Source organism: Thioalkalivibrio sp. ALMg9 (assembly GCF_000380625.1).
Taxonomy (GTDB): Bacteria; Pseudomonadota; Gammaproteobacteria; order Ectothiorhodospirales; family Ectothiorhodospiraceae; genus Thioalkalivibrio; species Thioalkalivibrio versutus.
Map to the genome: position 1 here is coordinate 205646 of NZ_AQYC01000009.1, position 23137 is coordinate 228782.

23 protein-coding genes are annotated in these 23137 nt (G+C 66.7%); 21 read left to right on the forward strand and 2 right to left on the reverse strand.

What is annotated here, in order from left to right; all coding sequences use genetic code 11:
• Positions 1–49 precede the first annotated feature (49 nt).
• Positions 50–1939 (forward strand): thioredoxin domain-containing protein, encoded by a 1890-nt coding sequence (locus tag F792_RS0110150; RefSeq protein WP_018169497.1) that lies wholly within the window; start codon positions 50–52, stop codon positions 1937–1939.
• 288 nt (positions 1940–2227) lie between these two features.
• Positions 2228–3556 carry a DUF3422 family protein gene (locus F792_RS0110160; protein WP_018169499.1) on the forward strand — a complete coding sequence of 443 codons (1329 nt, stop codon included), beginning with the start codon at positions 2228–2230 and terminating at the stop codon, positions 3554–3556.
• A gap of 33 nt (positions 3557–3589) precedes the next feature.
• Here F792_RS0110160 and F792_RS0110165 read toward each other — a convergent pair whose 3' ends face one another.
• Positions 3590–4405: an inositol monophosphatase family protein gene (locus tag F792_RS0110165; RefSeq protein WP_018169500.1), complete on the reverse strand. Its 816-nt coding sequence runs from the start codon at positions 4403–4405 to the stop codon at positions 3590–3592.
• A 160-nt stretch (positions 4406–4565) separates the two neighbouring features.
• Between F792_RS0110165 and F792_RS0110170 the strand changes: the two genes are divergently transcribed.
• The 19 genes from F792_RS0110170 to F792_RS0110260 all read left to right on the forward strand — a co-directional run bounded on the left by F792_RS0110170 (position 4566) and on the right by F792_RS0110260 (position 21744).
• On the forward strand, positions 4566–5303 hold the full coding sequence (locus F792_RS0110170) for an RNA methyltransferase (RefSeq protein WP_018169501.1): 738 nt from the start codon (positions 4566–4568) through the stop codon (positions 5301–5303).
• A gap of 57 nt (positions 5304–5360) precedes the next feature.
• Positions 5361–6188, forward strand: a complete 828-nt coding sequence (gene cysE, locus F792_RS0110175) for a serine O-acetyltransferase (RefSeq protein ID WP_196799414.1) — start codon at positions 5361–5363, stop codon at positions 6186–6188.
• Between the two features lie 58 nt (positions 6189–6246).
• Entirely contained in the window at positions 6247–6759 is a 513-nt protein-coding gene (locus tag F792_RS0110180) for an Rrf2 family transcriptional regulator (protein WP_018145989.1), read from the forward strand.
• 6 nt (positions 6760–6765) lie between these two features.
• Positions 6766–7989, forward strand: coding sequence for an IscS subfamily cysteine desulfurase (locus F792_RS0110185; protein ID WP_018145988.1), 1224 nt, complete (start codon positions 6766–6768; stop codon positions 7987–7989).
• 54 nt (positions 7990–8043) lie between these two features.
• Positions 8044–8454 (forward strand): Fe-S cluster assembly scaffold IscU, encoded by a 411-nt coding sequence (iscU, locus tag F792_RS0110190; RefSeq protein WP_018145987.1) that lies wholly within the window; start codon positions 8044–8046, stop codon positions 8452–8454.
• Positions 8455–8461: 7 nt separating this feature from the next.
• A complete protein-coding gene (iscA, locus tag F792_RS0110195; RefSeq protein WP_018939093.1) occupies positions 8462–8785 on the forward strand; it encodes an iron-sulfur cluster assembly protein IscA in 324 nt (107 codons plus the stop codon).
• A 105-nt stretch (positions 8786–8890) separates the two neighbouring features.
• Positions 8891–9415, forward strand: coding sequence for a Fe-S protein assembly co-chaperone HscB (gene hscB / locus F792_RS0110200; protein WP_018169503.1), 525 nt, complete (start codon positions 8891–8893; stop codon positions 9413–9415).
• Positions 9416–9446: 31 nt separating this feature from the next.
• Complete coding sequence (hscA, locus tag F792_RS0110205) at positions 9447–11330, forward strand: Fe-S protein assembly chaperone HscA (RefSeq protein ID WP_018169504.1); 1884 nt, start codon at positions 9447–9449, stop codon at positions 11328–11330.
• 4 nt (positions 11331–11334) lie between these two features.
• Positions 11335–11673 carry an ISC system 2Fe-2S type ferredoxin gene (fdx, locus tag F792_RS0110210; RefSeq protein ID WP_018169505.1) on the forward strand — a complete coding sequence of 113 codons (339 nt, stop codon included), beginning with the start codon at positions 11335–11337 and terminating at the stop codon, positions 11671–11673.
• Between the two features lie 14 nt (positions 11674–11687).
• Positions 11688–11891 carry a Fe-S cluster assembly protein IscX gene (iscX, locus tag F792_RS0110215; RefSeq protein ID WP_018169506.1) on the forward strand — a complete coding sequence of 68 codons (204 nt, stop codon included), beginning with the start codon at positions 11688–11690 and terminating at the stop codon, positions 11889–11891.
• A gap of 377 nt (positions 11892–12268) precedes the next feature.
• A complete protein-coding gene (ndk, locus tag F792_RS0110220; RefSeq protein WP_018145981.1) occupies positions 12269–12700 on the forward strand; it encodes a nucleoside-diphosphate kinase in 432 nt (143 codons plus the stop codon).
• 109 nt (positions 12701–12809) lie between these two features.
• Positions 12810–13943 carry a bifunctional tRNA (adenosine(37)-C2)-methyltransferase TrmG/ribosomal RNA large subunit methyltransferase RlmN gene (locus tag F792_RS0110225; RefSeq protein ID WP_018169507.1) on the forward strand — a complete coding sequence of 378 codons (1134 nt, stop codon included), beginning with the start codon at positions 12810–12812 and terminating at the stop codon, positions 13941–13943.
• Positions 13940–14710, forward strand: a complete 771-nt coding sequence (gene pilW / locus F792_RS0110230; protein ID WP_018169508.1) for a type IV pilus biogenesis/stability protein PilW — start codon at positions 13940–13942, stop codon at positions 14708–14710. The genes F792_RS0110225 and pilW overlap by 4 nt, the downstream gene beginning before the upstream one ends.
• Positions 14707–15876, forward strand: coding sequence for a helix-turn-helix domain-containing protein (locus F792_RS0110235; protein ID WP_018169509.1), 1170 nt, complete (start codon positions 14707–14709; stop codon positions 15874–15876). Before pilW ends, F792_RS0110235 begins: the two co-directional genes overlap by 4 nt.
• Before the next feature lie 46 nt (positions 15877–15922).
• Positions 15923–17203 carry a histidine--tRNA ligase gene (gene hisS / locus F792_RS0110240; RefSeq protein ID WP_018169510.1) on the forward strand — a complete coding sequence of 427 codons (1281 nt, stop codon included), beginning with the start codon at positions 15923–15925 and terminating at the stop codon, positions 17201–17203.
• A gap of 23 nt (positions 17204–17226) precedes the next feature.
• A complete protein-coding gene (locus tag F792_RS0110245; protein WP_018145976.1) occupies positions 17227–17841 on the forward strand; it encodes a tetratricopeptide repeat protein in 615 nt (204 codons plus the stop codon).
• A 45-nt stretch (positions 17842–17886) separates the two neighbouring features.
• Positions 17887–19047 carry an outer membrane protein assembly factor BamB gene (gene bamB, locus F792_RS0110250; protein ID WP_018169511.1) on the forward strand — a complete coding sequence of 387 codons (1161 nt, stop codon included), beginning with the start codon at positions 17887–17889 and terminating at the stop codon, positions 19045–19047.
• Between the two features lie 49 nt (positions 19048–19096).
• A complete protein-coding gene (gene der / locus F792_RS0110255) occupies positions 19097–20548 on the forward strand; it encodes a ribosome biogenesis GTPase Der (RefSeq protein ID WP_018169512.1) in 1452 nt (483 codons plus the stop codon).
• 35 nt (positions 20549–20583) lie between these two features.
• The gene (locus F792_RS0110260) at positions 20584–21744 is read left to right on the forward strand and encodes an aminotransferase class I/II-fold pyridoxal phosphate-dependent enzyme (protein WP_018169513.1); all 1161 of its coding nucleotides are present in this window, start codon (positions 20584–20586) and stop codon (positions 21742–21744) included.
• A 19-nt stretch (positions 21745–21763) separates the two neighbouring features.
• Here F792_RS0110260 and F792_RS0110265 read toward each other — a convergent pair whose 3' ends face one another.
• The gene (locus tag F792_RS0110265; protein WP_018169514.1) at positions 21764–23137 is read right to left on the reverse strand and encodes a sodium-dependent transporter; all 1374 of its coding nucleotides are present in this window, start codon (positions 23135–23137) and stop codon (positions 21764–21766) included.

The window sequence follows — 23137 nt, forward strand, 5'->3', positions numbered from 1 at the left end:
CGCGTCCCAAAAGGGTAGCAACCTTTTCTTGATGCTGCTGGAGACTCGCATGTTTGCAACCAACGGAAACCGCTGGATCGGGATGTCTATCCCGTTGCTGCTTGTGGCACTGGCTGCACCCGGTGCGGTTCAAGCCAACCCGGAGATGGCCGACAGTGTGTCACCGTACCTGCGTCTGCATGTGGACGACCCGGTTCAGTGGCGCGCCTGGGATCCGGCGTTGCTGGAAAAGGCCAGGGAAGAACAGCGCCCGCTGCTGATCTCCAGTGGCTACTACTCCTGCTTCTACTGTCACGTGATGCAGGAGGAGAGCTTCAAGGACGACGGTATTGCCGAACGGATGAACGCGAACTTCATTCCGGTGAAGGTGGATCGCGAGGTCAATGGGGCGCTGGACAGCTATCTGCTCGAGTTCCAGCGTGCAACGGCCGGTAGTGCAGGTTGGCCGCTCAATGTGGTGGTGACTCCCGACGGTCATGCCCTGACGGGCGTGGTGTATGCCCCGCGTGACCAGTTCGCCGAGTTCCTCGATGGCATCACCCAGCGCCTGGAGTCGGATTACGACCGGCTGATGGATCTCGCCCGGCGCGGGAGCGAGGAACTCACCCAGCAACTGCGCAAGGGAGAGGAACCGCTTTCCGAGGGCCGCGCGGGCCGACTGCCGCAGGTCCTGTGGAGCCGCCTGGAGCGCGAGGCCGACGACCTTCAGGGTGGTTTCGGTAGTTCCACCAAGTTCCCCCATTCGCCCTACCTGCACGCGATGCTGGAGGCCGAGAAGGCCGGCACGGCCCCAGGCTGGGTTGCCGAGTTTCTCGAGATCACCCTGGACGAGATGGCCCACTCCGGTCTACGTGACGTGCTGGGGGGCGGCTTCTTCCGCTACTCCGAATCACCGGACTGGAACGAGCCTCACTTCGAGGTAATGCTGGAGGATCAGGCACAGCTCGCACTGGTTTATCTGCGTGCCGGTGAATATTTCGGCCGCGAGGACTGGGTTGATCTGGGGCTCGAGAACCTCGATTTCGTCAAGCGGGACATGGCCCTGCGCGAGGACGAGACGGGTGACCAGGCGGAGGCTGCGGAGGGCGGTTTCCGCGGGTTCGCCTCCAGCCTGTCGGCCGTGGACGATCAGGGCCGCGAGGGCGGGGCCTACCTGTGGCCGGAAGAAGATCTGGAAGCCGCACTCGCGGACCACGAGTACCCGGAGTTGGTGCGTGCCTGGTTCGGCATGGAGGGCAGCTCGGTCTTTGATCTTGGCTACCTGCCGCGCAGTGGCGCGGGGATCGAGCAGCTTGCGGAGCGTTTCGACCTGGCAGGGGACGAGGTTCGCGAGCAGGTGGAGTCCGGCCGCGAGGCCCTGATCCAGGCGCGCGAGGCGCGCGGCCTGCCGCGCGACGAGAAGGTGCTGACCGGGGCGCACGGGCTGCTGCTGTCCGCCCTGGCGGAGGCGTCGGCGCACGATGCGCGCTTCCTTGACGCGGGCGCGGCGGTTCAAGCCTGGTTGCTGGAGGTCGCCGCCGACCCGGCGGAGCTGCCGGCGCTGATGGGGCTGCCCGCCGAGCAGGCGGGAACCGCTACGCTCAACGATTACGCCTACGTCGCGCGCGGCCTGCGCGACTGGGAAGCGGCAACCGGCGAGGGTGAGCATGGCCCGGCCCTGGCACTGCTGGAGGCGGCCTGGGAGCGCTTCCGCGATGGTGACGGCTTCCGTTCGGAGCCGGAGCCGCCGCTGCCGGGGATGATCTCCCAGCGTTTCCACCCGGCGGTGCACCGGCCGTCCCCGACGACCCTGATCTTCCGTCTCAGCGAGGAATGGGCCGAGGACAGCGAGACGGTGGATGCCGCCTTCGCGGACTACGACCTGCGTCCGGGCCGCGCCATCGATGCCGACCCGGAGCAGCATGCCCGCCTGATCCTTTGGCTGCAGGAGCGCGACTAACGGGTGCCGTCTGAATCGGGGTTGTTCGCGTTGCCGCCGCAGGTGGGCGCGAACTACGCTGGGCTCCCCAGGGCCATGCTGGTCGTGCAGGCCGACAGGCTGCGGGCGGCTCGCCCGGCGAGAGGCGTGGTCCGCCCTTCGTGGTGACTGCAATCGAGGTTCGGGCGCTCTAAAGTGAAGTTGATCGGTGCGGCGTCTGGGCCAGCACGCTGTCCTTGCCGTCCATATCCACTTCCGTCAGCGTGGCCTGCCCGGGCTTCTGGAAGCCGTCTTCAGGTTGAATCCGCGATGAAAGAGAGTCCGTCCCTGCCCCCGAGTCACCCCCTGCGGGAGTCGATTCACGATGAAGTCCATGCGCGTTTCTACGAACCGCTGGACGCCCCTGCGACTGCCTCGTGGCTGGCGCTTTTGTCGCCGCGCGACTCCACCGAGCGCGAACGCGAACTGGTAGCGGAGCTCTGCCGTCGTTTCGGCGTGAACGAGCCGGTCCCGCAGAAGAACTTCGTCGCCTGCGATCTGGGGCCGTTTCGCTTGCGCTGGGAACGCCACAACGAGTTCTCCACCTGGTCATTCTTCGTGACCGGAGACGCCTTCAGCGACCCGTTCGCCGACCCGGCGATCAACCGAGTGCCGGCCGACTGGCTGAGCAAGCTGCCAGGGAGCACCATCGCCGCGATCCATCTGGCGCTGGAGTCGCGTGACATGCCGGAGCGGTCCTTCGAGCAGCTGGAAGCCGTATTTGCTCCGCACCCCATCGTCGGCAACGGCGTGGCTGGCGGCGATGGCCTGGTATGGACCGATTTTCGGGTCCACGACGACGGTTTCTCCCGCTTCCTGGTGCGCGATGTCGATCTCACCCGGCGTGAGGCCGGGCGTATCGCCCAGCGCCTGTTCGAACTGGAGACCTACCGGTTGCTGGCCCTGCTGGCGCTCCCGCTGGTCCGCGAGCTGATGCCGGAACTCGACGAACTCGAGGGCCGGCTGAACGACATTAACGACGAGATGGCAGGGATCACCGAGCAGTTCGCCGCATCGGACCGCGAGCAGCAGTTGCTGGCGGTGCTCTCCGACCTTGCATCCGACGTCGAGCGCCTGAGCAGCTATGCCGGCAGCCGTTTCCACGCATCCCGCGCCTATGCCTCGCTGGTGAGCAGGGGCGCTGAGGAACTGAGAACCAAGCGCATGCCGGGGCTGCAGACCCTGTGCGAATACCTGGGCTGGCGCATGGATCCGGCCATGGGTACCTGCGCGTCGCAGGCGGAGCGGCTGGAGGTGCTGTCCACGCGCATCCACCGCACCGGATCGCTGTTGCGCACCCGGGTGGACGTGGCGCTGGAACGGCAGAACCGTGACCTGCTGAGCTCGATGAACCGGCGCGCCGACCTGCAGTTGCGCCTGCAGCGGACAGTGGAGGGGCTTTCGGTGGTGGTGATCAGCTACTACCTGACCAGCCTGGTGGCCTACCTGTTACGTGGGCTGGACGAGGTCGTTGCGTTGCAGTTACCGGTGAACATGGCCATCGGGATGGCGGTGCCGGTCGTGGTCGCCGGGGTGTGGTTCTCCCTGCGGTTGATGCGCACGCGCATCGAGCGCAAGGTCAGGCGCGGCGGGGGCTGACACCCGGCGCCCGGGGCGGGCGCGAGGCCTTCATTAGTCGGTGCGGGAGGTGGCTTCCTTTTCGGCCTTGTGCAGGCGCTGGAGCATGGCCTTGAGGACCTTCGGGTTGCCGGCGACGACGTCGCCGCGGCGCATCACGTCCGGGTTGCCCTGCCAGTCGCTGACTACGCCGCCGGCTTCCTGTACGAGGAGCAGGCCCGCGGCCATGTCCCAGGGCTGCAGGCCCATCTCCCAGAAGCCGTCGAAGCGCCCGCAGGCAACCCAGGCCAGGTCCAGTGCGGCCGAGCCGGGGCGGCGTATTCCGGCGGTGCCCGGGATCAGGTGGCGCAGGCTGCTCAGGTAGCGCTCCAGGTCCTGGCCCTCGCGGAACGGGATGCCGGTGCCCAGCAACGCGCCGTTGAGGTCCTTGCGTTCGGAGACGCGGATGCGGCGACTGTTGAGGAAGGCGCCGGCGCCGCGCGTGGCGGTAAACAGCTCTTCCTTCAGCGGGTCGTAGACCACCGCCTGCTCCAGCCGGCCCTTGTGCTTCAGGGCGATGGAGATGCCGTACTGCGGGATCTCGCGCAGGTAGTTGGTGGTGCCGTCCAGCGGATCGATGATCCAGACGAAGTCGGCATCGCTGCCGCTGCCGCTTTGTTCGCCGCCTTCCTCGGCCATGATCGAGTGGTCGGGATAGGCGCGGCGCAGGGTGTGCACGATGGCCTGTTCGGCGGACAGGTCGACATCCGACACCCAGTCGTTACGGGCCTTTTCGCGGGTGTTCATGCGATCCGGCCGGCCCCAGGCGCGGGTGGTGATGCGTCCGGCCTCGCGGGCCGCCGATACCGCCGTGTTCAGCATGGGGTGCATGGGGTGTCTCCTGGTGTTCTTCGGGGTGTCCGGCGGACGCGCGCACGCGCCGCGGGAAGGCCGCGAACAATACACAAGCCGCTCTTTTTTGGGAAGTCGAGAGCCCCCCTGTGTACAATCCGCGAGCTTTGATGCGGGCATGGCAACGGAGACTCCACGAATGGAAGAACGCCTGAACCGGGTGCGCGTCGTGCTGGTGGGTACGACGCATCCGGGCAACATTGGGTCCGCCGCACGTGCGATGAAGGCCATGGGAGTGACGGATCTGGTGCTGGTGGCGCCGGAGCGGTTTCCGCATGCCGATGCGACGGCGCTGGCGTCCGGGGCGGATGACGTGCTGGCGCGGGCGCGCGTGGTGGATGACGTGGCGGCCGCGGTCTCCGACTGCGTGTGGGTGGTGGGTACCAGTGCCCGGCTGCGCACCCACTCGGTACCGGTGCTGGGCCCGGACGTGGCGGCCGGGCAGGCGCTGGAGAACGCGGGCCTGGGCCCGGTGGCCCTGGTTTTCGGACGTGAACACAGTGGTCTGACCAACACCGAGCTGGACTACTGCAACGCGTTTGTGCAGATCCCGACGGTGCCGGATTTCAGCTCCCTGAACCTGGCCGGCAGCGTGCAGGTGATGACCTACGCGCTCCGCATGGCGGCCCTGACCGGAATGGATTCCGGGCAGGCGAGTGCGGCAGGGGAGGCACGCGACCCGCTCGCGACCCAGGCCGAGATGGAGGGTCTGTTCCGTCATTTCGAGCAGGCCCTGACGACCATCGAGGTGCTCGACCCGGACAATCCGCGCAATCTGATGCGGCGCTTGCGGCACCTCTATATGCGCGCCGGACTGACCGGCAGCGAGGTGCGCATGCTGCGCGGTATATTGACGCACACGGAAAAGGGCCGCTGAGGGCGCCGGAAACCGGCGTGATAACCTAGCGGATGACTCGGGATTTGAGGCCGGCCCATGTTTGACAGGATGCGCGAGGACATTCGCTGCGTGTTTGACCGTGACCCGGCGGCACGCAACGCCTTCGAGGTGCTGACCGCATACCCCGGCCTGCATGCGCTGTGGTATCACCGCCTCGCGCACTGGTTGTGGAACCACCGGATGCGCTGGCTGGGGCGCGTGATCGCGAACTTCAGCCGCTGGGTGACCGGCATCGAGATCCATCCGGGGGCGACCCTCGGCCGACGGTTCTTTATCGACCATGGCATGGGGGTGGTGATCGGCGAGACCGCCGAGGTCGGCGACGACTGCACGATCTACCACCAGGTGACCCTGGGTGGCACCACCTGGGAAGGCGGCAAGCGCCACCCGACGCTCGGCAACGAGGTGGTGATCGGTGCGGGTGCCAAATTGCTGGGCCCGATCCATGTGGGCGACCACGCGCGCATTGGCTCCAACGCAGTGGTGCTGAAGGATGTTCCGGCGGAGGCGACCGCGGTCGGCATCCCCGCCCGGGTGCTCGGCCCGCGGCCCGAGCCCGATCCGCGCTTCCAGCAGATGGCGGACCGCATGGGCTTCGATGCCTACGGCCTCTCGCGGGACATGCCGGATCCGGTGGCCAACGCGATCCACCGGATCGTGCAGCGCGTACACGACCTGGACGAGCGCATGGAACGGGCCTGCCAGGCGCTCAAGCGCGCCGGTATCGATCCGGGCGAGGCCCTGGGCGAGGACGATTCGGGCCCGCTGGAGGCCTGCGATCTGGAAGGTCTGGAGCCGGACGAGTGCGAGGTTCCGCCGAAGGTGGCGACCCAACAAGAACGTAAACAGCAAGGGAATACTTGATCGTTTTGCTCGGGTATTGCTAAGCTTGCCGGCAAATGACTGACAAGTGCACTCAACCATGAAACTGACGACCAAAGGCCGGTACGCCGTCACCGCCATGCTCGATGTGGCGATGCACACCCGCAACGGGCCGGTATCCCTGGCCGAAGTGGCGCGGCGGCAGAAGCTTTCGCTGTCCTATCTGGAGCAGCTTTTTTCCAGGCTGCGCCGCAAGGGGCTGGTGAACAGCAGTCGCGGGCCGGGCGGGGGCTATGCCCTCAGCCGTGAACCGGAGGGGATCAGCGTGGCCGATATCGTGGTGGCGGTGGACGAGCCGGTGGACGTCACCCGCTGCGGCGGCAAGGCCAACTGCAATTCGGATTCGCGCTGCCTGACGCACGACCTGTGGACCGATCTGAGTCAGCAGGTCTATGACTTCCTCAGCACCCGCTCGCTGGCGGATGTACTGCAGCGCCATCGGGAACAAATGGAAAAAGACGGCGTGCAGGAGGTCGTGATGCACGGCGCCCCTCTGCAAGCCTCGACCGGAAAAAGCCATGCGACCGCCAAAGCGGCCGCGGAAAGGAGCTAACGCGCAATGAGTGACCTGAAACTGCCGATCTACCTCGATTATTCCTCGACCACGCCGGTCGACGAGCGTGTGGCCGAAAAGATGGCCGGCTGCCTGACCAAGGACGGCCTGTTCGGCAATCCCGCCTCGCGCAGCCACAGCTTTGGCTGGAGCGCGGAGAAGGCGGTGGAGAACGCTCGCGGCCAGGTCGCCGAGCTGGTGGGCGCCGATCCCAAGGAAATCATCTGGACCTCCGGTGCGACCGAGGCCGATAACCTGGCGATCAAGGGTGCCGCGCACTTCTACCAGCGCAAGGGCAAGCACATCATCACCGTGAAGACCGAGCACAAGGCCGTGCTCGACACCACGCGTCAGCTGGAGCGCGAGGGCTTCGAGGTCACGTACCTGGGTGTGAAGGAAAACGGCCTGATCGACCTGCAGGAGCTGCAAGACGCGATGCGTGACGACACCATCGTGGTCTCGGTGATGCACGTGAACAACGAGATCGGCGTCATCCAGGACATCGAGGCGATCGGCAACCTTTGCCGTGAGCGCGGGATCGTGTTCCATGTGGACGCGGCCCAGTCGACCGGGAAGGTCGCAGTCGACCTGTCCAGCCTGCCGGTGGACCTGATGAGCTTCTCTGCGCACAAGACCTACGGTCCGAAGGGCATCGGTGCGCTGTTCGTGCGCCGCAAGCCGCGCGTGCGGATCGAGGCGCAGATGCACGGCGGCGGCCACGAGCGTGGCATGCGCTCCGGCACGCTGGCACCGCACCAGATTGTCGGCATGGGTGAGGCCTTTGCGCTTGCCGGTGCCGAGATGGGCCCCGAGCTGGAGCGCATCCGCATGCTGCGCGACCGTCTGTGGACGGGTCTCGACGGCATGGAAGAGGTCTATCTGAACGGCGATCAGGAACAGCGCGTGGCGCACAACCTGAACGTCTCCTTCAACTTCGTCGAGGGCGAGAGCCTGATCATGGCGCTGCGCGACATCGCCGTGTCCTCCGGCTCGGCCTGTACCTCGGCGAGTCTGGAACCGTCCTACGTCCTGCGTGCCCTGGGCCGCAACGACGAGCTGGCCCACAGCTCCATCCGCTTTTCCATCGGTCGCTATACGACGGTGGAAGAGGTCGACCACACGGTCAAGATTGTGCGCGCCGCGGTCGCCAAGCTGCGCGAACTCTCGCCACTGTGGGAGATGTACCAGGACGGCGTCGATCTGAGCACCGTCGAGTGGGCGGCCCACTAGGGGTCCGCTCGACACCACTAACGCAACGCGTACACACGCAACAGGAGAACGGTCATGGCTTACAGTGACAAGGTTCTGGACCACTACGAAAATCCGCGCAACGTCGGCAGCTTCGACAAGAACGACGACACGGTCGGCACCGGCATGGTCGGTGCCCCGGCCTGCGGCGACGTGATGAAGCTGCAGATCAAGGTCAACGACGACGGCATCATCGAGGACGCCAAGTTCAAGACCTACGGTTGCGGTTCGGCGATCGCTTCCAGCTCGCTGCTCACCGAATGGGTGCGTGGCAAGACCCTGGAAGAAGCCAGCCAGATCAAGAACACCCAGATCGCCGAGGAACTGGCGCTGCCGCCGGTGAAGATCCACTGCTCGGTGCTGGCCGAGGACGCAATCAAGGCGGCCGTGTCCAACTACCAGGAGCGCCACGGCGAGGCCGCGGAAGCCGAGAAGAAGTCTGCCTGAGGGTGCTATGTCGATTACAGTGACCGAACCCGCAGCCGAAAGGATCCACAACTTCCTCGACAAGAGAGGCAAGGGCGTGGGCGTGCGGCTGGCTGTCAGGACGACCGGCTGCTCCGGCATGGCCTACGTGGTGGAGTTTGCCGACGATATCGAGGACACCGATACGGTGTTCGAGGATCGCGGCGTGAAGCTGGTGGTGAATCCGAAGTCCCTCGTGTACCTCGATGGCACCGAGCTGGATTTCGGCAAGGAAGGTCTGAACGAAGGGTTCAAGTTCAATAATCCGAACGAGAAGGCCCGATGTGGCTGTGGTGAAAGCTTCAGTATCTGACTGATGATCGCATCCGGGGTGGTGCATGGCGGCCGATTGCTGGTCGTCGTCCCACCCCTTTTCTTTTGTCAGTGCGTCGCCAGTGCTTCTTGAGGCCGAGAGTTGATGAACGACCCATTCGAGCAGTTCGATCTGCCGGTCGCCTTCGAGGTGGACCGGCAACAGCTGGACGAGCGCTTTCGCCGCCTGCAGGCAGAGTTGCATCCGGACCGCTTCGTGCGCCAGGGCGACCAGGCCCGGCGCATGGCGGCGGCGGTGGCGGCCGACGTGAACGAGGCCTACGCGATCCTCGGGGATGACTACCGCCGTGCGCTGCACCTGCTGGAGCGCACGGGCGTGGCGTTCGACCCGGAACGCGATACCAGCCAGAACATCGAGTTCATCGAGGCGCAGATCGAGTGGCGCGAACGCATGGAAGAGGCCGCGGCGGCCAGGGATGGTGCCGCGCTGGAGGCCGCCGGCGAGGAGCTGGAGCAGGCCCGGGCCGAGGCGCGGGCAAAGGTCGCGGATGCCCTGAAGGATCCAGTGGCCCCGGCACCGGAGGCCAAGGACCGAGTGCTGGAATTGCGCTTTTTCGACCGCTTGCTGGACGAATTGAAACGAACCCGACAGAACCTGGCGCGCGGTTGATCCGCGGCCATGTGAAGGAGCCGAACACCCGATGGCGTTATTGCAGATCACCGAACCCGGAGCCGAGTCCGCGCCGCATCAGCGCCACCTCGCGGCCGGGATCGACCTCGGCACGACCCATTCGCTGGTCGCCACGGTGCGTAGTGGCGAGGCGGATACCCTGCCAGACGAGCAGGGCCGGCATATCCTGCCGTCGGTGGTCCACTACGCCGCGGATGGGGTGAGCGTGGGGTATGCGGCCGCGGAGCACGCGGCGGATGATCCGCACAACACCATCGCCTCGGTTAAACGCCTGATCGGGCGCGGCGCGGCGGATGTCGCGCGCCTGTCCGGCGAGCTGCCGTTCCGCCTCAAGACCGGCGAGTCCAGCGTGCCGCGGATCGAGACGGCCGCGGGTGACAAGACCGCCGTCGAGGTGTCCGCCGATATCCTTCACACCCTGCGCCAGCGGGCCGAAGCGACCCTGGGCGACGAACTCGAGGGCGTGGTGATCACCGTGCCCGCGTACTTTGATGATGCCCAGCGCCAGGCCACGCGCGATGCCGCGCAATTGGCGGGGCTGAACGTTTTTCGCCTGATCAGCGAACCGACTGCCGCAGCGGTGGCTTACGGGCTGGATCAGGGCGAGGAAAGCACCATCGCGGTTTACGACCTGGGCGGTGGGACCTTCGACATCTCCATATTGCAGTTGCGCCGCGGCGTGTTCGAGGTGCTGGCGACCGGTGGCGACTCGGCCCTGGGCGGCGATGACATCGACCGCACCATCGCCGACTGGCTGTTGAACCAGGCCGGGATGGGCGGCGAGAACGACCCGCAGCGCCTGCGTCGGGTGTTGCTGGCCGCGCGCCAGGCGAAGGAGGCCCTGACCGATGCCGCGAGTACTGCCGTCGAGGTTGTACGCGCGGACGGCTCCACCTGGTCCGGCGCGTTGGATCGCGAAACCCTCGTGGGACTGGCGCGTCCATTGCTGGATCGCACCATGAAGGCCTGCCAGCAGGTCCTCGCGGATGCCGGCCTGGAGACGGATGCGATTGACGAGGTCGTGCTGGTGGGCGGCTCCACCCGCATGCCTGCGGTGCGCGAGGCGGTGGAGGGGTTCTTCGGTCGGGTCCCGCATGCCGGGATCGATCCGGACCGCGTGGTGGCGATTGGCGCCGCGCAGCAGGCCGACATCCTGGCCGGCAACAAGCCCGATACCGAACTGCTGCTGCTGGACGTGATCCCACTGTCATTGGGCCTGGAAACGATGGGCGGGTTGGTCGAGTTCATCGTCCCGCGCAACACCACCATCCCGGTCTCGCGGGCCCAGGAATTCACCACCTTCAAGGATGGTCAGACGGCGATGTCCCTGCATGTGGTGCAGGGCGAGCGCGACGTGGTGGATGCCAACCGCTCGCTGGCCCAGTTCACCCTGTCCGGCATCCCGCCGATGGTGGCCGGGGCCGCGCGCATCCGCGTGACCTTCCAAGTGGACGCCGACGGGTTGCTCAACGTGACCGCGCGCGAACAGACCCAGGGCGTGGAGGCGCATATCGAGGTCAAGCCGAGCTACGGCCTGACCGATTCCGAGATCGAGCAGATGCTGCGCGACTCGGCGTCCTCAGCGCGCGAGGATATGGAGGCCCGCCGCCTGCGCGAAGAACAGGTGGAGGCCGACCGCGTGCTGGAGGCGATCGACGCCGCGCTGCAGACCGATGGTGATCGCTACCTGGAGCCGGAGGAGCGCCAGAGTATCGAACAGGCGCGCGATGCCCTGCGCGCCGAACGCGAGAAGGGCGACGACCCGGACGCGATCGAGGCCGCGCGCAAGCGCGTCGAGCAGGCCTCCGAGGCCTTCGTCGCGCGGCGCATGAATGACAGCATCCGGCGGGCACTCGCCGGTCACAACGTTAGCGAATACGACGCAGGGAACTGAGAACATGCCCCAGGTAATCTTTCTGCCCCACGAGGAAATCTGCCCCGAAGGCGCCTCCCTCGAGGCCCCTTCGGGCATTAGCATCTGCGATCTCGCGCTGCAAAACGGCATCGAGATCGAGCACGCCTGCGAAAAGTCCTGCGCCTGTACGACCTGCCATGTCTACGTGCGCGAGGGATTCGACAGCCTGGACGAGCCGACCGAGGACGAGGAAGACATGCTCGACAAGGCCTGGGGCCTGGAGCCGGACTCGCGCCTGTCCTGTCAGGCGATCGTGACCGACAACGATCTTGTCGTCGAGCTGCCGAAGTACACCATTAACCAGGTCTCCGAGAACCACTGATCAAGGACCAAGCGATGAAGTGGACCGAAACCCAGGAAATTGCGATCCAGTTAGCCGACGAACACCCGGATGTGGACCCGCGCAACATCAACTTCGTGGATCTGCGTCAGTGGGTGATGAACCTGCCGGAGTTCGACGACGACCCCGAGCGCTCGGGAGAACGCGTCCTCGAGGCGATCCAGCTTGCCTGGATGGACGAGGCTGACGTCGACGACTGACGGGTTTTTGGATCGACCACGAAGCACACGAAGAAGGGCCAGACCCTTTTTCACCACAGAGGGCACAGAGGACGCAGGGAAGGGCAGGAGGGTGAAACGCCTACCCGCTGCCAGGGTAGCTCACCGATGCGAAGCGGTATCCCGGCCTGTATTTCTGTGCCGTCCCTCGACCTTCTGCGTGTCTGCGTGCGCAGTAGTGTGCTGAGTTATGAATCAAGGCCGGTGACGTTGCTGCAGGGGCGTCAGGTCGCTAGACTACGCGCCGCACGTTGCGTCCGCGTCTTTTTTGCGTTGGGAACCCGCCGAACGGCGGGTTCTCGCGTTTGCAGCCGGGCCCAGCGACCGATATTCAATCCAAATACCAGGAGAGCCGCCCCATGGCCGTTGAACGCACCCTTTCCATCATCAAGCCTGACGCCGTTGCCAAGAATGCCATCGGCGACATCATCAGCCGTTTCGAAAAGGCCGGCCTGAAGGTCGTTGGCGCGCGCATGATGCACCTGAGCCGCGAGCAGGCCGAAGGCTTCTACGACGTGCACAAGGAACGCCCGTTCTTCAACGATCTGGTCGAGTTCATGATCTCCGGCCCGGCGCTGGTGCAGGTCCTGGAAGGCGAGGACGCCATTGCCAAGAACCGCGACATCATGGGTGCGACCAACCCGAAGGAAGCCGCTCCGGGCACCATCCGTGCCGACTTCGCCGTGTCCATCGACGAGAACGCCGTACACGGCTCTGACGCCCCGGAGACCGCGGAGCGCGAGATCGCTTTCTTCTTTGGCGACGACGGCGTCTGCCCGCGTACCCGATAAAGCGGGCCCGCATGCGCTACGGGGCCCGGTTGCACCGCACACCGGGCCCCGTAGGCAGGCATCCCTTCGGCACAGTACACTAGGGGACTTGAGCGAACCGGTCCCTGTTATGGCACACACATCCTCCACCCCCCTGAATCTCCTGGGCTACAGCCACCAACAGCTCGTCGAGCTGCTGGCGCAGTGGGGTGAACCGCGTTTTCGTGCCACCCAGCTGATCAAGTGGATCCATCAGCGCGGGGTCACCGACTTCGAACAGATGACCGACGTGTCGCGCAAGCTGCGCGATCGTCTGGAGCGCGAGACCGAGATCCGCGTGCCCGAGATCGGTCTGGAAAAGGCCTCCTCCGACGGTACCGTCAAGTGGGTGCTGCGGCTCCCCGACGGCAATGCCATCGAGACCGTCTTCATCCCCGAGGGCGGGCGCGGGACACTGTGCATCTCCTCCCAGGTCGGCTGTGCGCTCGACTGCACCTTCTGCTCCACGGCCCAGCAGGGCTTCAACCGCAATCTCACCAGTGCCGAGATCATCGGTCAGGTGTGGCTGGCCATGCAGCGGCTCCCGGCGCCGGACGGCCGCAATCGCGCAGTCAGCAACGTGGTCCTGATGGGTATGGGCGAGCCGCTGGCCAATTTCGATGCGGTGGTCCCGTCCTGTCAGTTGATGACCGACGACAATGCCTACGGTCTCAGCCGGCGCCGTGTGACCCTTTCGACTTCCGGCCTGGTTCCAGCCCTCGATCGTCTGAGCGCACATACCGATGTCGCTTTGGCCGTCAGCCTGCATGCGCCCAATGACGCGTTGCGCGACCGTCTGGTGCCGATCAACCGCAAGTATCCGCTCGCCGAGCTACTGGACAGTTGCCGCCGCTACGTGGAGGCAACCGACGCCCACAGTGGCGTGACGTTCGAATACGTCCTGCTGGCCGGTGTCAACGACCAGCCCGAGCACGCCAACGAGCTCGCCGGGCTGTTGCGGGGTATTCCTGGCAAGATCAACCTGATCCCGTTCAACCCGTTCCCGGGGGCTCCGTTCGAACGCCCGTCGGAGGCCACCGTTCTGGCCTTTGAGCGGCGCCTGCAGAAGGCCGGCTACGTGACCACGGTCCGGCGCACCCGGGGCGACGACATCGATGCCGCCTGCGGGCAGTTGGTGGGGCAGGTCGAGGATCGAACCAATCGTGGCATGCGCATGTTCCGCCTGCATGCCGAGTTGCCACAGACGGATCGGAGGGCTTCATGACTGGACGCGCGGGTTTGCGCATCGCCGGGGTTCTGACCCTGGCGCTGCTGCTGGGTGGCTGTGCCGCCACGGCCGACCGACCGGTTTCCGGCGAACGCGAGGATGCCGCCGAGGTGCATGCTGAACTGGGCATCGGCTATCTGCGCGAGGGCGAGTTCGAGCAGGCCGAGCGCAACCTGCGGCGGGCGCTGGACTATGACCCCGGCTATGTCCTCGCCAATATCGGTATGGCAGCGATCTACGAGCGCAAGGACCAGCTGGACCGTGCCGAGGAACACTATCGCCGGGCCCTGCGCCGCGACGAGGACAACCCCTTTGCGCAGACCAATCTGGGCGCATTGCTTTGCGCCCGCGAGGACTTCGACGAGGCTCAGGAGCTGTTCGCCAAGGCGATTAAGAATCCGGATTACGATCGCCGCGACATCGCCCACATGAACTCTGGCGTCTGTCACGCGGACGCGGGCGATGCCGAGGAGGCCGAGCGGCAGTTGCGCCGGGCGCTGGAACTCAATCCGCAGTATCCCCGCGCGCTTCTGGAAATGGCGCGGCTGACTTATCAGGACGACCGGCCGATGCAGACTCGGGCCTTCCTGCAACGATTGGACAGCCAGGGGGTCGAGAATGCCGAGACGCTGCTGCTGTGCTATCAGGCCGAAAGCGCGCTGGGCAACAGCCGCGCGGCCAACGCGTGTGCCGAGCGCCTGAGCCGCCATCACCCGGACAGCGACGAGATGGCCGAGCTGCGCCGGCTGGAGCGTGAAGGGTGAGCGATCCACGCGACAAGGAACCGGGCCTCGGGCGGGTCGAGGATGTCGATGATTCAACGAATAACGTCGCCTCCCTGCGCACCGAGGGTTCGGACCCCGATCCGGAGCCGTCCTTCTCCGCCGCGCATGGTCTGACCACCCGGGACCACCCGGAGGCATCCGGACCGGAGGCGCCCCGGGGTGAGGACGAGCCCGGCGCCAGTCTGCGGCGGGCGCGTGAGGCGGCCGGTCTGGACAGCGCGACCCTGGCCAGCCGCATCCACCTCGGGCGCGGCACCCTGGAAGACCTGGAAGCCAATCGCTTTCATCACATGCCGCCGGCGTACGTGCGCGGCTATCTGCGCTCCTGCGCCCGCGAGCTGGGCGTGGCCGCGGATCCGTGGATTCAGTCCTTCGAGAACCACGGGATGGTCGACCCCGAACTCCGGGCCGTCGCAACGCCCTCCGCGCGCGACCGTCAGCGTCGGCGCGGCCGCGGTATTTACTGGCTCGCCTTGCTGTTGGCCGCGATCCTGCTTGGACTCGGGGTCTATGCCTGGAGCGAGCGCACGGACACGCCCGGGTGGCCGTCGCTGAACCTGGGCGAGGCGCGGGATGCCGTCCCGAGCCTCGCCGATACCCAGACCCCGGACGCCGAAGGGCTCAGCCCGTCGATCGCCGAGAGCACCGATCCGGAGCCCGTCACGCCCGCGCCGGAGGCCCTCCCGGAGGGCGCCCAGCCGGAGTCGGCGGGTGCAGAGGGATCGGCCGGCGCCCCGGCAGCATCCTCGGAATCCACCGCACCGGCGGAGGCCCTGACCGAACGCCTGGTCGTGCCGGAAGAGCCGGTCATGCCTGAGGCCCCCGTGCGGGCCGAAAGCGAAGCCCCACTGGATGCTTCCCCGGTGATCGAGACTTCCGGTGAAGGTCCGGCGGCGGGTGAGGGCGCGCAACTGGTGCTGGAGTTTGGCGAGACCTCCTGGGTGGAGATCCGCGATGCCGCCGACGAGGTGGTTTTGACCGGCGTGCTCAGCTCGGGTGACCGCGAGGAGATTCGCCTGGATCTGCCTGGCCGGGTGATCCTGGGCAACGCGTCCGGGGTCTCGCTGACGCTGGATGGCGAGCCGGTAGACGTCGAGACGCATATCCGGAGCGACCGCACCGCGCGCTTCGATCTGGAAGGCTGAACCCGGGTCTTTCCGGCAGGCCATCACGTACAAACAAAAAGACACCATGAAAGCGATCAAGTCGATCCGCGGGATGCATGACATCCTGCCCGAGTCCATTCATGTCTGGCAGCATCTCGAAGCCACCCTGCGCGAGGTTGTGGAGGGCTACGGCTACCACGAGATTCGGATGCCGATCGTGGAGGCGACCGAGCTGTTCAAGCGCTCCATCGGCGACGTCACGGATATCGTCGAGAAGGAGATGTACACCTTCGACGACCGCAATGGCGACAGCCTGAGCCTGCGCCCGGAAGGCACCGCGAGTTGCGTGCGCGCGGGGATCCAGCACGGGCTGTTGCACAATCAGATACAGCGACTGTGGTACCTGGGGCCGATGTTCCGCCATGAGCGCCCGCAGAAGGGGCGCTACCGCCAGTTCCACCAGGTTGGGGTCGAGGTGTTCGGCCTGCCGGGGCCGGATGTCGACGCCGAGATGCTGGCGATGACCGCACGGCTGTGGCGCATGCTCGGGCTCTCGAACGTGCGCCTGGAGCTGAACACGCTGGGCACCCCGGAAAGCCGGCAGCGTTATCGCGACCACCTGATCGCCTATTTCGAGCAGCATCGTGACGCCCTCGACGAGGAGGCGCAGCGCCGGCTCTATGACAACCCGATGCGCATCCTCGACAGCAAGCATCCCGATACCCGCGAGGTGGTCGCGCAGGCCCCCAGCCTGATGGATGATCTGGACGCTGAGTCGCGCGCCCATTTCGACGGCTTGTGCGCGCATCTGGATGCGCTGGGCATCACGTACGAGCACAACCCGCGGCTAGTGCGTGGGCTCGATTACTATACGCATACAGTATTCGAGTGGATCACCGAGGATCTCGGTGCCCAGGGTACGGTCTGCGCCGGCGGGCGCTACGACGGCCTGGTCGAACAGCTCGGTGGCCGTGGCACCCCGGCGATCGGGATGGCAATGGGCCTGGAGCGGCTAGTCGCGCTGCTGGAGGCGCGCGAAGACGCCCCGGCAGCGCCGGGTCCGGATGCCTACCTGATCGTCGGCGGCGACGAACTGGTCGGCCCGGCACTGCAACTGGCGGACCAGCTGCGTGGCGAATTGCCGGGGCTGCGCCTGGTCCAGCACTGTGGTGGCGGCAGCTTCAAGTCGCAGATGAAACGTGCCGATCGTCTGGGGGCGCACTATGCCCTGGTGCTCGGTAGTGACGAGCATGCCGCGGGCACCGTCACGGTGAAGCCGTTAAGATCGCAGGGCGGCGAGCAGGTGGCCGTCGACCGTGCAGCCCTCACCGACCATCTGCGCACGGCTCTGCAAGAGCGCTCGTAGTCAACGCAAGGATAGAGAACACGATGAGTTATCTCACCGACGAAGAAAAAGCCGAACGCATCAAGCAGTGGTGGGCGAACAACGGCATGGCGATTGTGGCCGGCCTGGTTCTCGGGGTCGGCGGCCTGTTCGGCTGGAACTGGTGGAGCGATCGCGAGGAATCGCGCGCCCAGGTGTCCTCCGAGATGTATCAGGCCCTGCAGGTCGCCGGTCAGACCGGCCAGACCGATCGCGCGCTGGAACTGGCCGATGCGGTGATCGAACAGGGACGGGGTACGCCCTACCGCGCGCTTGCCTGGGTCTACCGGGCCGATGTGGCGATCGCGCAGGACGACACCGATACCGCGATCGACGCGCTGCAGGCTGCGCGCGACGCGGCCCCCGATCGCGGGTATCGCGAGGTGCTAACGCTGCGTCTTGCGCGCCAGATGATCCTGGCCGAGCGCCTGGATGATGCCGAGGCGACCCTGGCCGACGTTCGCAGCGATGCCTTCACGGGGCTGAAGCGCGAGCTCGAAGGGGATCTGGCCCGCGCCCGTGGCGATCGCGAGCGGGCCCGCGAGCATTACGAGGCTGCACTGGACGCGGGGCACAGCCCCGAGTACCTGCGTCTGAAATATGAAGAACTTTCCGTCTAGAGGACCCGTCGCCTGATGTCTGTGCCTTCCCTTGCGAGTCCGGTCGTGCGCCTGCTGATTGCCAGCGCGCTGATCCTGTCCCTGAGCGCCTGCGGTCTGTGGTCGCGCGATACCACCGAGCCGCCGGCGGACCTGCCGGAGTTCGAGGCCGAAGGTCAGCCGGAACGGCTGTGGTCGCGCTCGGTGGGCAGCGGTGGCGAGCGCTTCCTGTGGCAGATCTATCCCGGAATCACCGACGACCTGGTCGTGATGAGCGACGCCGCCGGGCGGGTTTCCGGTCTGAATCCCGACAGTGGAAGCCAGCGCTGGCAGGTGCGCCTGGATGATGCCCGGGTCTCCGCGGGGGTCGGCGTCGGTGGCGGCCTCGCCGTGGTCGGCACGCTGGACGGCTACGCCATCGGCGTGGATCTGGATGGCGATGGCGAACGCTGGCGTGCTGCGCTCTCCAGCGAGGTGCTGGCAGTCTCGGATGTGTCTGGCGGCCTGGTCATCGTGCGTACCAACGACGGCCGCATCCATGCCCTGGACGCCGACTCCGGCGCCACCCAGTGGACCGCGCTGCGCACCACACCCTCGCTGAGCCTGCGCGGGGCCCAGCGCCCGCAGATCACCTCCGGCCGTGTGCTGGCCGGGTTCGACAACGGCCGCCTGCTGATGCTGGGGCTGAACCGCGGCAACGTGCTGTGGGAGACCACCCTGGGGGTTCCCACCGGGCGCACGGAGGTCGAGCGCATGGTGGACCTGGACGGGCATATCCCGATGTATCGCGGCGCTGCCATTGCGGCCACCTACCAGGGAAGGCTCGCGGCGCTGGATCTCAACTCCGGCGAGATCTTCTGGGTCCGTGATTTTTCTTCCTATCAAGGCGGAGATGTGGATACGCGTTCCGATGTCCTGGTCGTGACCGATGCCGAGAGCCACCTGTGGGGCCTGGAGCCCCGCAGTGGTGGTGACCTGTGGCAGATGGATGGCCTGCGCCTGCGCGGTGTGACTGCGCCGGTGGTGGTCGGCCAGCACGCCATCGTCGGTGATTACGAGGGCTACCTGCACTGGGTCGACGTCGAGGACGGGCGCATTGTCGCCCGGCTGCGCGCCGGTTCCGGTTCCGTGGTTACGCGTCCCACCCTGGTGAACGGCACGCTGTATGTCGTCACCGACAACGGGCAGCTGACGGCCGTGAATCCCTCAATCCGGGGTGACGAGTGAGCCACAAGGTTTCAGGGCGCCGGGTTCTCCGCGCAGGGCGCAGCCGCAGATGATTCCGGTTATCGCCCTGATCGGTCGGCCGAATGTCGGCAAGTCCACGTTGTTCAATCAGCTCACGCGCTCGCGCGATGCCCTGGTGGCGGACGTCGCCGGACTGACGCGTGATCGCCAGTACGGCATTGGCAAGGTCGGCGACTTTCCCTATCTGGTCGTGGACACCGGCGGGCTCTCGGGCGAGGGCGCGGAGATGGACCGGGCCATGGCCGAGCAGACCCAGCGCGCGGTGGCCGAAGCGGATCATGTGCTGTTCCTGGTGGATGCTCGTGACGGCCTGACGCCGCAGGACCAGGCGATTGCCGATCAGCTGCGCGGCGCCGGGGTAAAGGCGCGGGTCGTGGTGAACAAGACCGATGGCCTGGATGCCGATACCGTCAGTGCCGAGTTCTACGCCCTCGGGTTGGGGCAGGTGACCTCCATTGCCGCAGCACACGGGCGCGGCGTGCAGGGCCTGATGCAGGCGGTGCGCAAGGACGTGGCGGCCTCGCGCCGGGCGGCCAGTGAAGATGCCGGAGACGACGAGGCCGCCAGTGACGGCCTCGACGAAGCCTCGCAGCAGGCGGCGCTGGATGACTGGCCGGGCATTCGCGTCGCGATCGTCGGACGCCCCAACGTCGGCAAGTCGACCCTGGTGAATCGTATCCTGGGCGACGAGCGCGTGGTGGCCACGGAAGTGGCCGGTACGACCCGCGACAGCATCTTTGTCCCGTTCGAGCGCGACGGTCAGGAGTACACCCTGATCGATACCGCCGGGGTACGCCGCCGTGGCCGGGTCCACGAGGTGATCGAGAAATTCAGCGTCATCAAAACGCTGCAGGCGATCGAGTCCGCCCACGTGGTGGTCCTGGTGGTGGACGCCCATGCCGGCCTGTCGGATCAGGATTCCCACCTGCTGGGGATGGTCATCGAGGCCGGGCGCTCGCTGGTGCTGGCCGTGAACAAGTGGGACGGGCTGGACGACCACGCGCGCGAGCGCATCCGCGACGAGCTGGATCGGCGCCTGGGGTTTGTCGATTTTGCCCGCATGCGCCTGATCTCGGCCTTGCACGGCACCAATGTCGGGCATCTTCTGGACGACGTGTGCGAGGCCCACGCCAGTGCCTTCCGCAAAATGTCCACGCCGGAGCTCACGCGTCTGCTGGAGGCCGCGGTGGCGGAGCATGCGCCGCCGATGATCAGCGGCCGGCGCATCAAACTGCGCTACGCGCACCAGGGGGGCCAGAACCCGCCGGTGATCGTGATCCACGGCAATCAGACCGACGCGCTTGCCGGGAGCTACAAGCGTTACCTGGAAAACTTCTTCCGCAAGCAGCTCAAGCTGGTCGGGACACCGTTGCGGCTCGAATTCCGCTCCGGGCGCAACCCCTACGCGGGCCGGCGCAACAAGCTCACGCCGAGACAGCAGTACAAGCGCAAGCGTCTGATGCGGCACGTGCGCCGCTGATCGCGACGGTGGTCCCGGGGCATCCCGCCAATCCGATGCGTGACCCGGCGCTGTCCGGCTTCGCCGAGGTGGTGGAGCCGTTTCGGGTGATGGACATCCTGGCACGAGCCCAGGCGGCCGAGCGCACCGGGCGCGACATCATCCACCTGGAGGTAGGGGAGCCGGACTTCCCGACGCCGCCCCTGGTAATCGCGGCCGGTCGCGCCGCGCTGGCGGAGGGGGATACCCGCTACACCCCCGCGCACGGGACCCAGGCCCTGCGCGAGGCGCTGTCCGCCGACTACCGGCGACGCCATGGGGCCGAGGTCGACCCGGAACGCATCGTGATCACCGCGGGCGCCTCCGCAGCCATCCTGCTGGCGCTGGCGGCGGGGGTGAATCCGGGCGAGGAAGTCCTGCTGCCGGACCCCGGCTATGCCTGCAACCGCCAGTTCGTCGCCGCGCGTGGGGCGACCCCCGTGGGTTTGCCCGTCCAGGCAGAACATGCCTTCCAGCCGACCGCCGAGTCGATTGCCGCCGCGTGGGGCGCCAACACCCGTGCGGTGCTGTTGGGGTCGCCGGCGAACCCGACCGGGACCTGCCTGTCGCGTGATCGGCTGGCTGCGATCGTCGAGGTCGTGCGCGAGCGCGGAGGCCTGGTGATCATGGACGAGATTTACGCCCAGATCGTCTTCGATACCCCGGAGCCCAGTGCCGCGGCCGGCTTCCCGGATGTGGTGGTGATCAACTCGTTCTCCAAGTACTTCGCCATGACCGGATGGCGCCTGGGCTGGATGGTGGTGCCGGAGACCTGGGTGGACCCGGTGCGGCGCCTGGCACAGAACCTGTTTGTGGCCCCGGCCAGCATGGCCCAGACCGCGGCGCTGGCGGCCTTCGCGCCCGAGACCGAGGCGTTGCTGCAATCGCGGGTGCGGGAGCTGAAACGCCGTCGGGACGTGCTGCTGGAGGCGCTGCCGGGGCTCGGGCTGGAGGTCCAGGCGCGGCCGGAGGGCGCGTTCTACATCTATGCCGACTGTACCGCCCACGGCCCGGACTCCGAGGCCCTTTGCGCGCGCGTCCTGGACACGGTCGGTGTCGCCCTGACGCCGGGGACGGATTTCAGCCCCAGCCGGGGTCGGGACTACCTGCGTATCGCCTATACCCAGTCCGAGGCCCGCCTGCGCGAGGCCGTCGAGCGCCTGCGGGGCTTGCTGTGATCCCCCTGGCCGGGTCGGGCTATATCCAACCGGCCAGATTCAACAGGAGTGCACCCAGTCCGATCGGCGCGACATAGCGGAGCACGAAACGCCAGATAGTGAACGCGAAGGGGGCCAGGGCGAGTTCGGCGCGGGCCACGCGGGTATGCACAACCCAGCCGGCAAATACCGCGATCAGCAGGCCCCCCAACGGGAGCAGCAGGTTGATGGCCACGTGTTCGATGGCGTGGTAGAGGGTCGGGATCTCGCGGCCCAGCAGGGTGATGTCCAGGCGTGTCCAGGCCGCGCCGCTGAACGAGAACACACTGGCCAGGCTCAGCAGCCAGACCGCGCCGCCACACACCAGGACCGCGAGCACGCGTGACGCATGCAGGCGCTCGTGGAACAGGTGCACGAAGGCCTGAACGTTGGTGATCATGGTGCTGAATGCGGCCAGGCTCAGGGTGGCGAAGAACAGGGTCGTCAGCAGGACGCCGACGGGCACGGCCGCCAGTGCCAGCGGAAGGGTCTGAAACATCAGCCCGGGACCTTCGGCCGGGTCGAGCCCGAAACCGAACACGATGGGGAAGATCGCCAGCCCCGCGATCAGGGCGACCGCGGTATCCGCCAGTGCCACGCCAATGGCGGTGCGGCCGATGGACGTGTGCTGCGGCAGGTAGGCGCCGAACATCATCAGCACCCCGGAGGCCAGCGTCATGGTGAAGAACGCATGGCCCACCGCGATCAATACACCGTGCGAGGTCAGCGCGGAGAAGTCCGGCCGCAGCAGGAAGTCCAGCGCCTGGCGGACATCCCCAATCCACCAGGCGCTGGCCAGTGCGGTCAGCAGCAGGACCAGCAGCACCGGCATCAGCACATGCAGCCAGCGTTCCAGCCCCTGGCGCAGGCCCAGGGCGACGATGCCGAAGGCCAGGGTGACGGCGAGGGTGCTCCAGGCGAGCATCTCGGCGGGGGAGGCCGTCATGGCGGCGAACACTCCCGCCACCTGGCCACCGTCGGCGCCGACAAAGGCGCCGGTGGCGGCCTTGTGGACGTAGGAGAAGGCCCAGCCGGTGATCACCACGTAGAAGCTCATGATCAGGAAGGCGGAGAACAGGCCCAGCCAGCCGACCAGCTGCCACAGGTCGTGGGCGCCGCTCTCGCGAGCCACTTCGCGGGCCGCGTATCCAGGCGAGCGGCGGCCCCGGCGACCGATCATGACCTCCGCCATCATGATCGGTATGCCGATCAGGACGATGCAGCCAAGGTAGACCGCGAGAAAGGCGCCACCCCCGTTCTGCCCAAGGATGTAGGGAAACTTCCACACGTTCCCCAGCCCCACCGCCGACGCCGTGGCTGCGAGGAAGAAGGCATAGCCGTGGCTCCAGCGCTGCGCAGTGGCAGTGATGGTCAT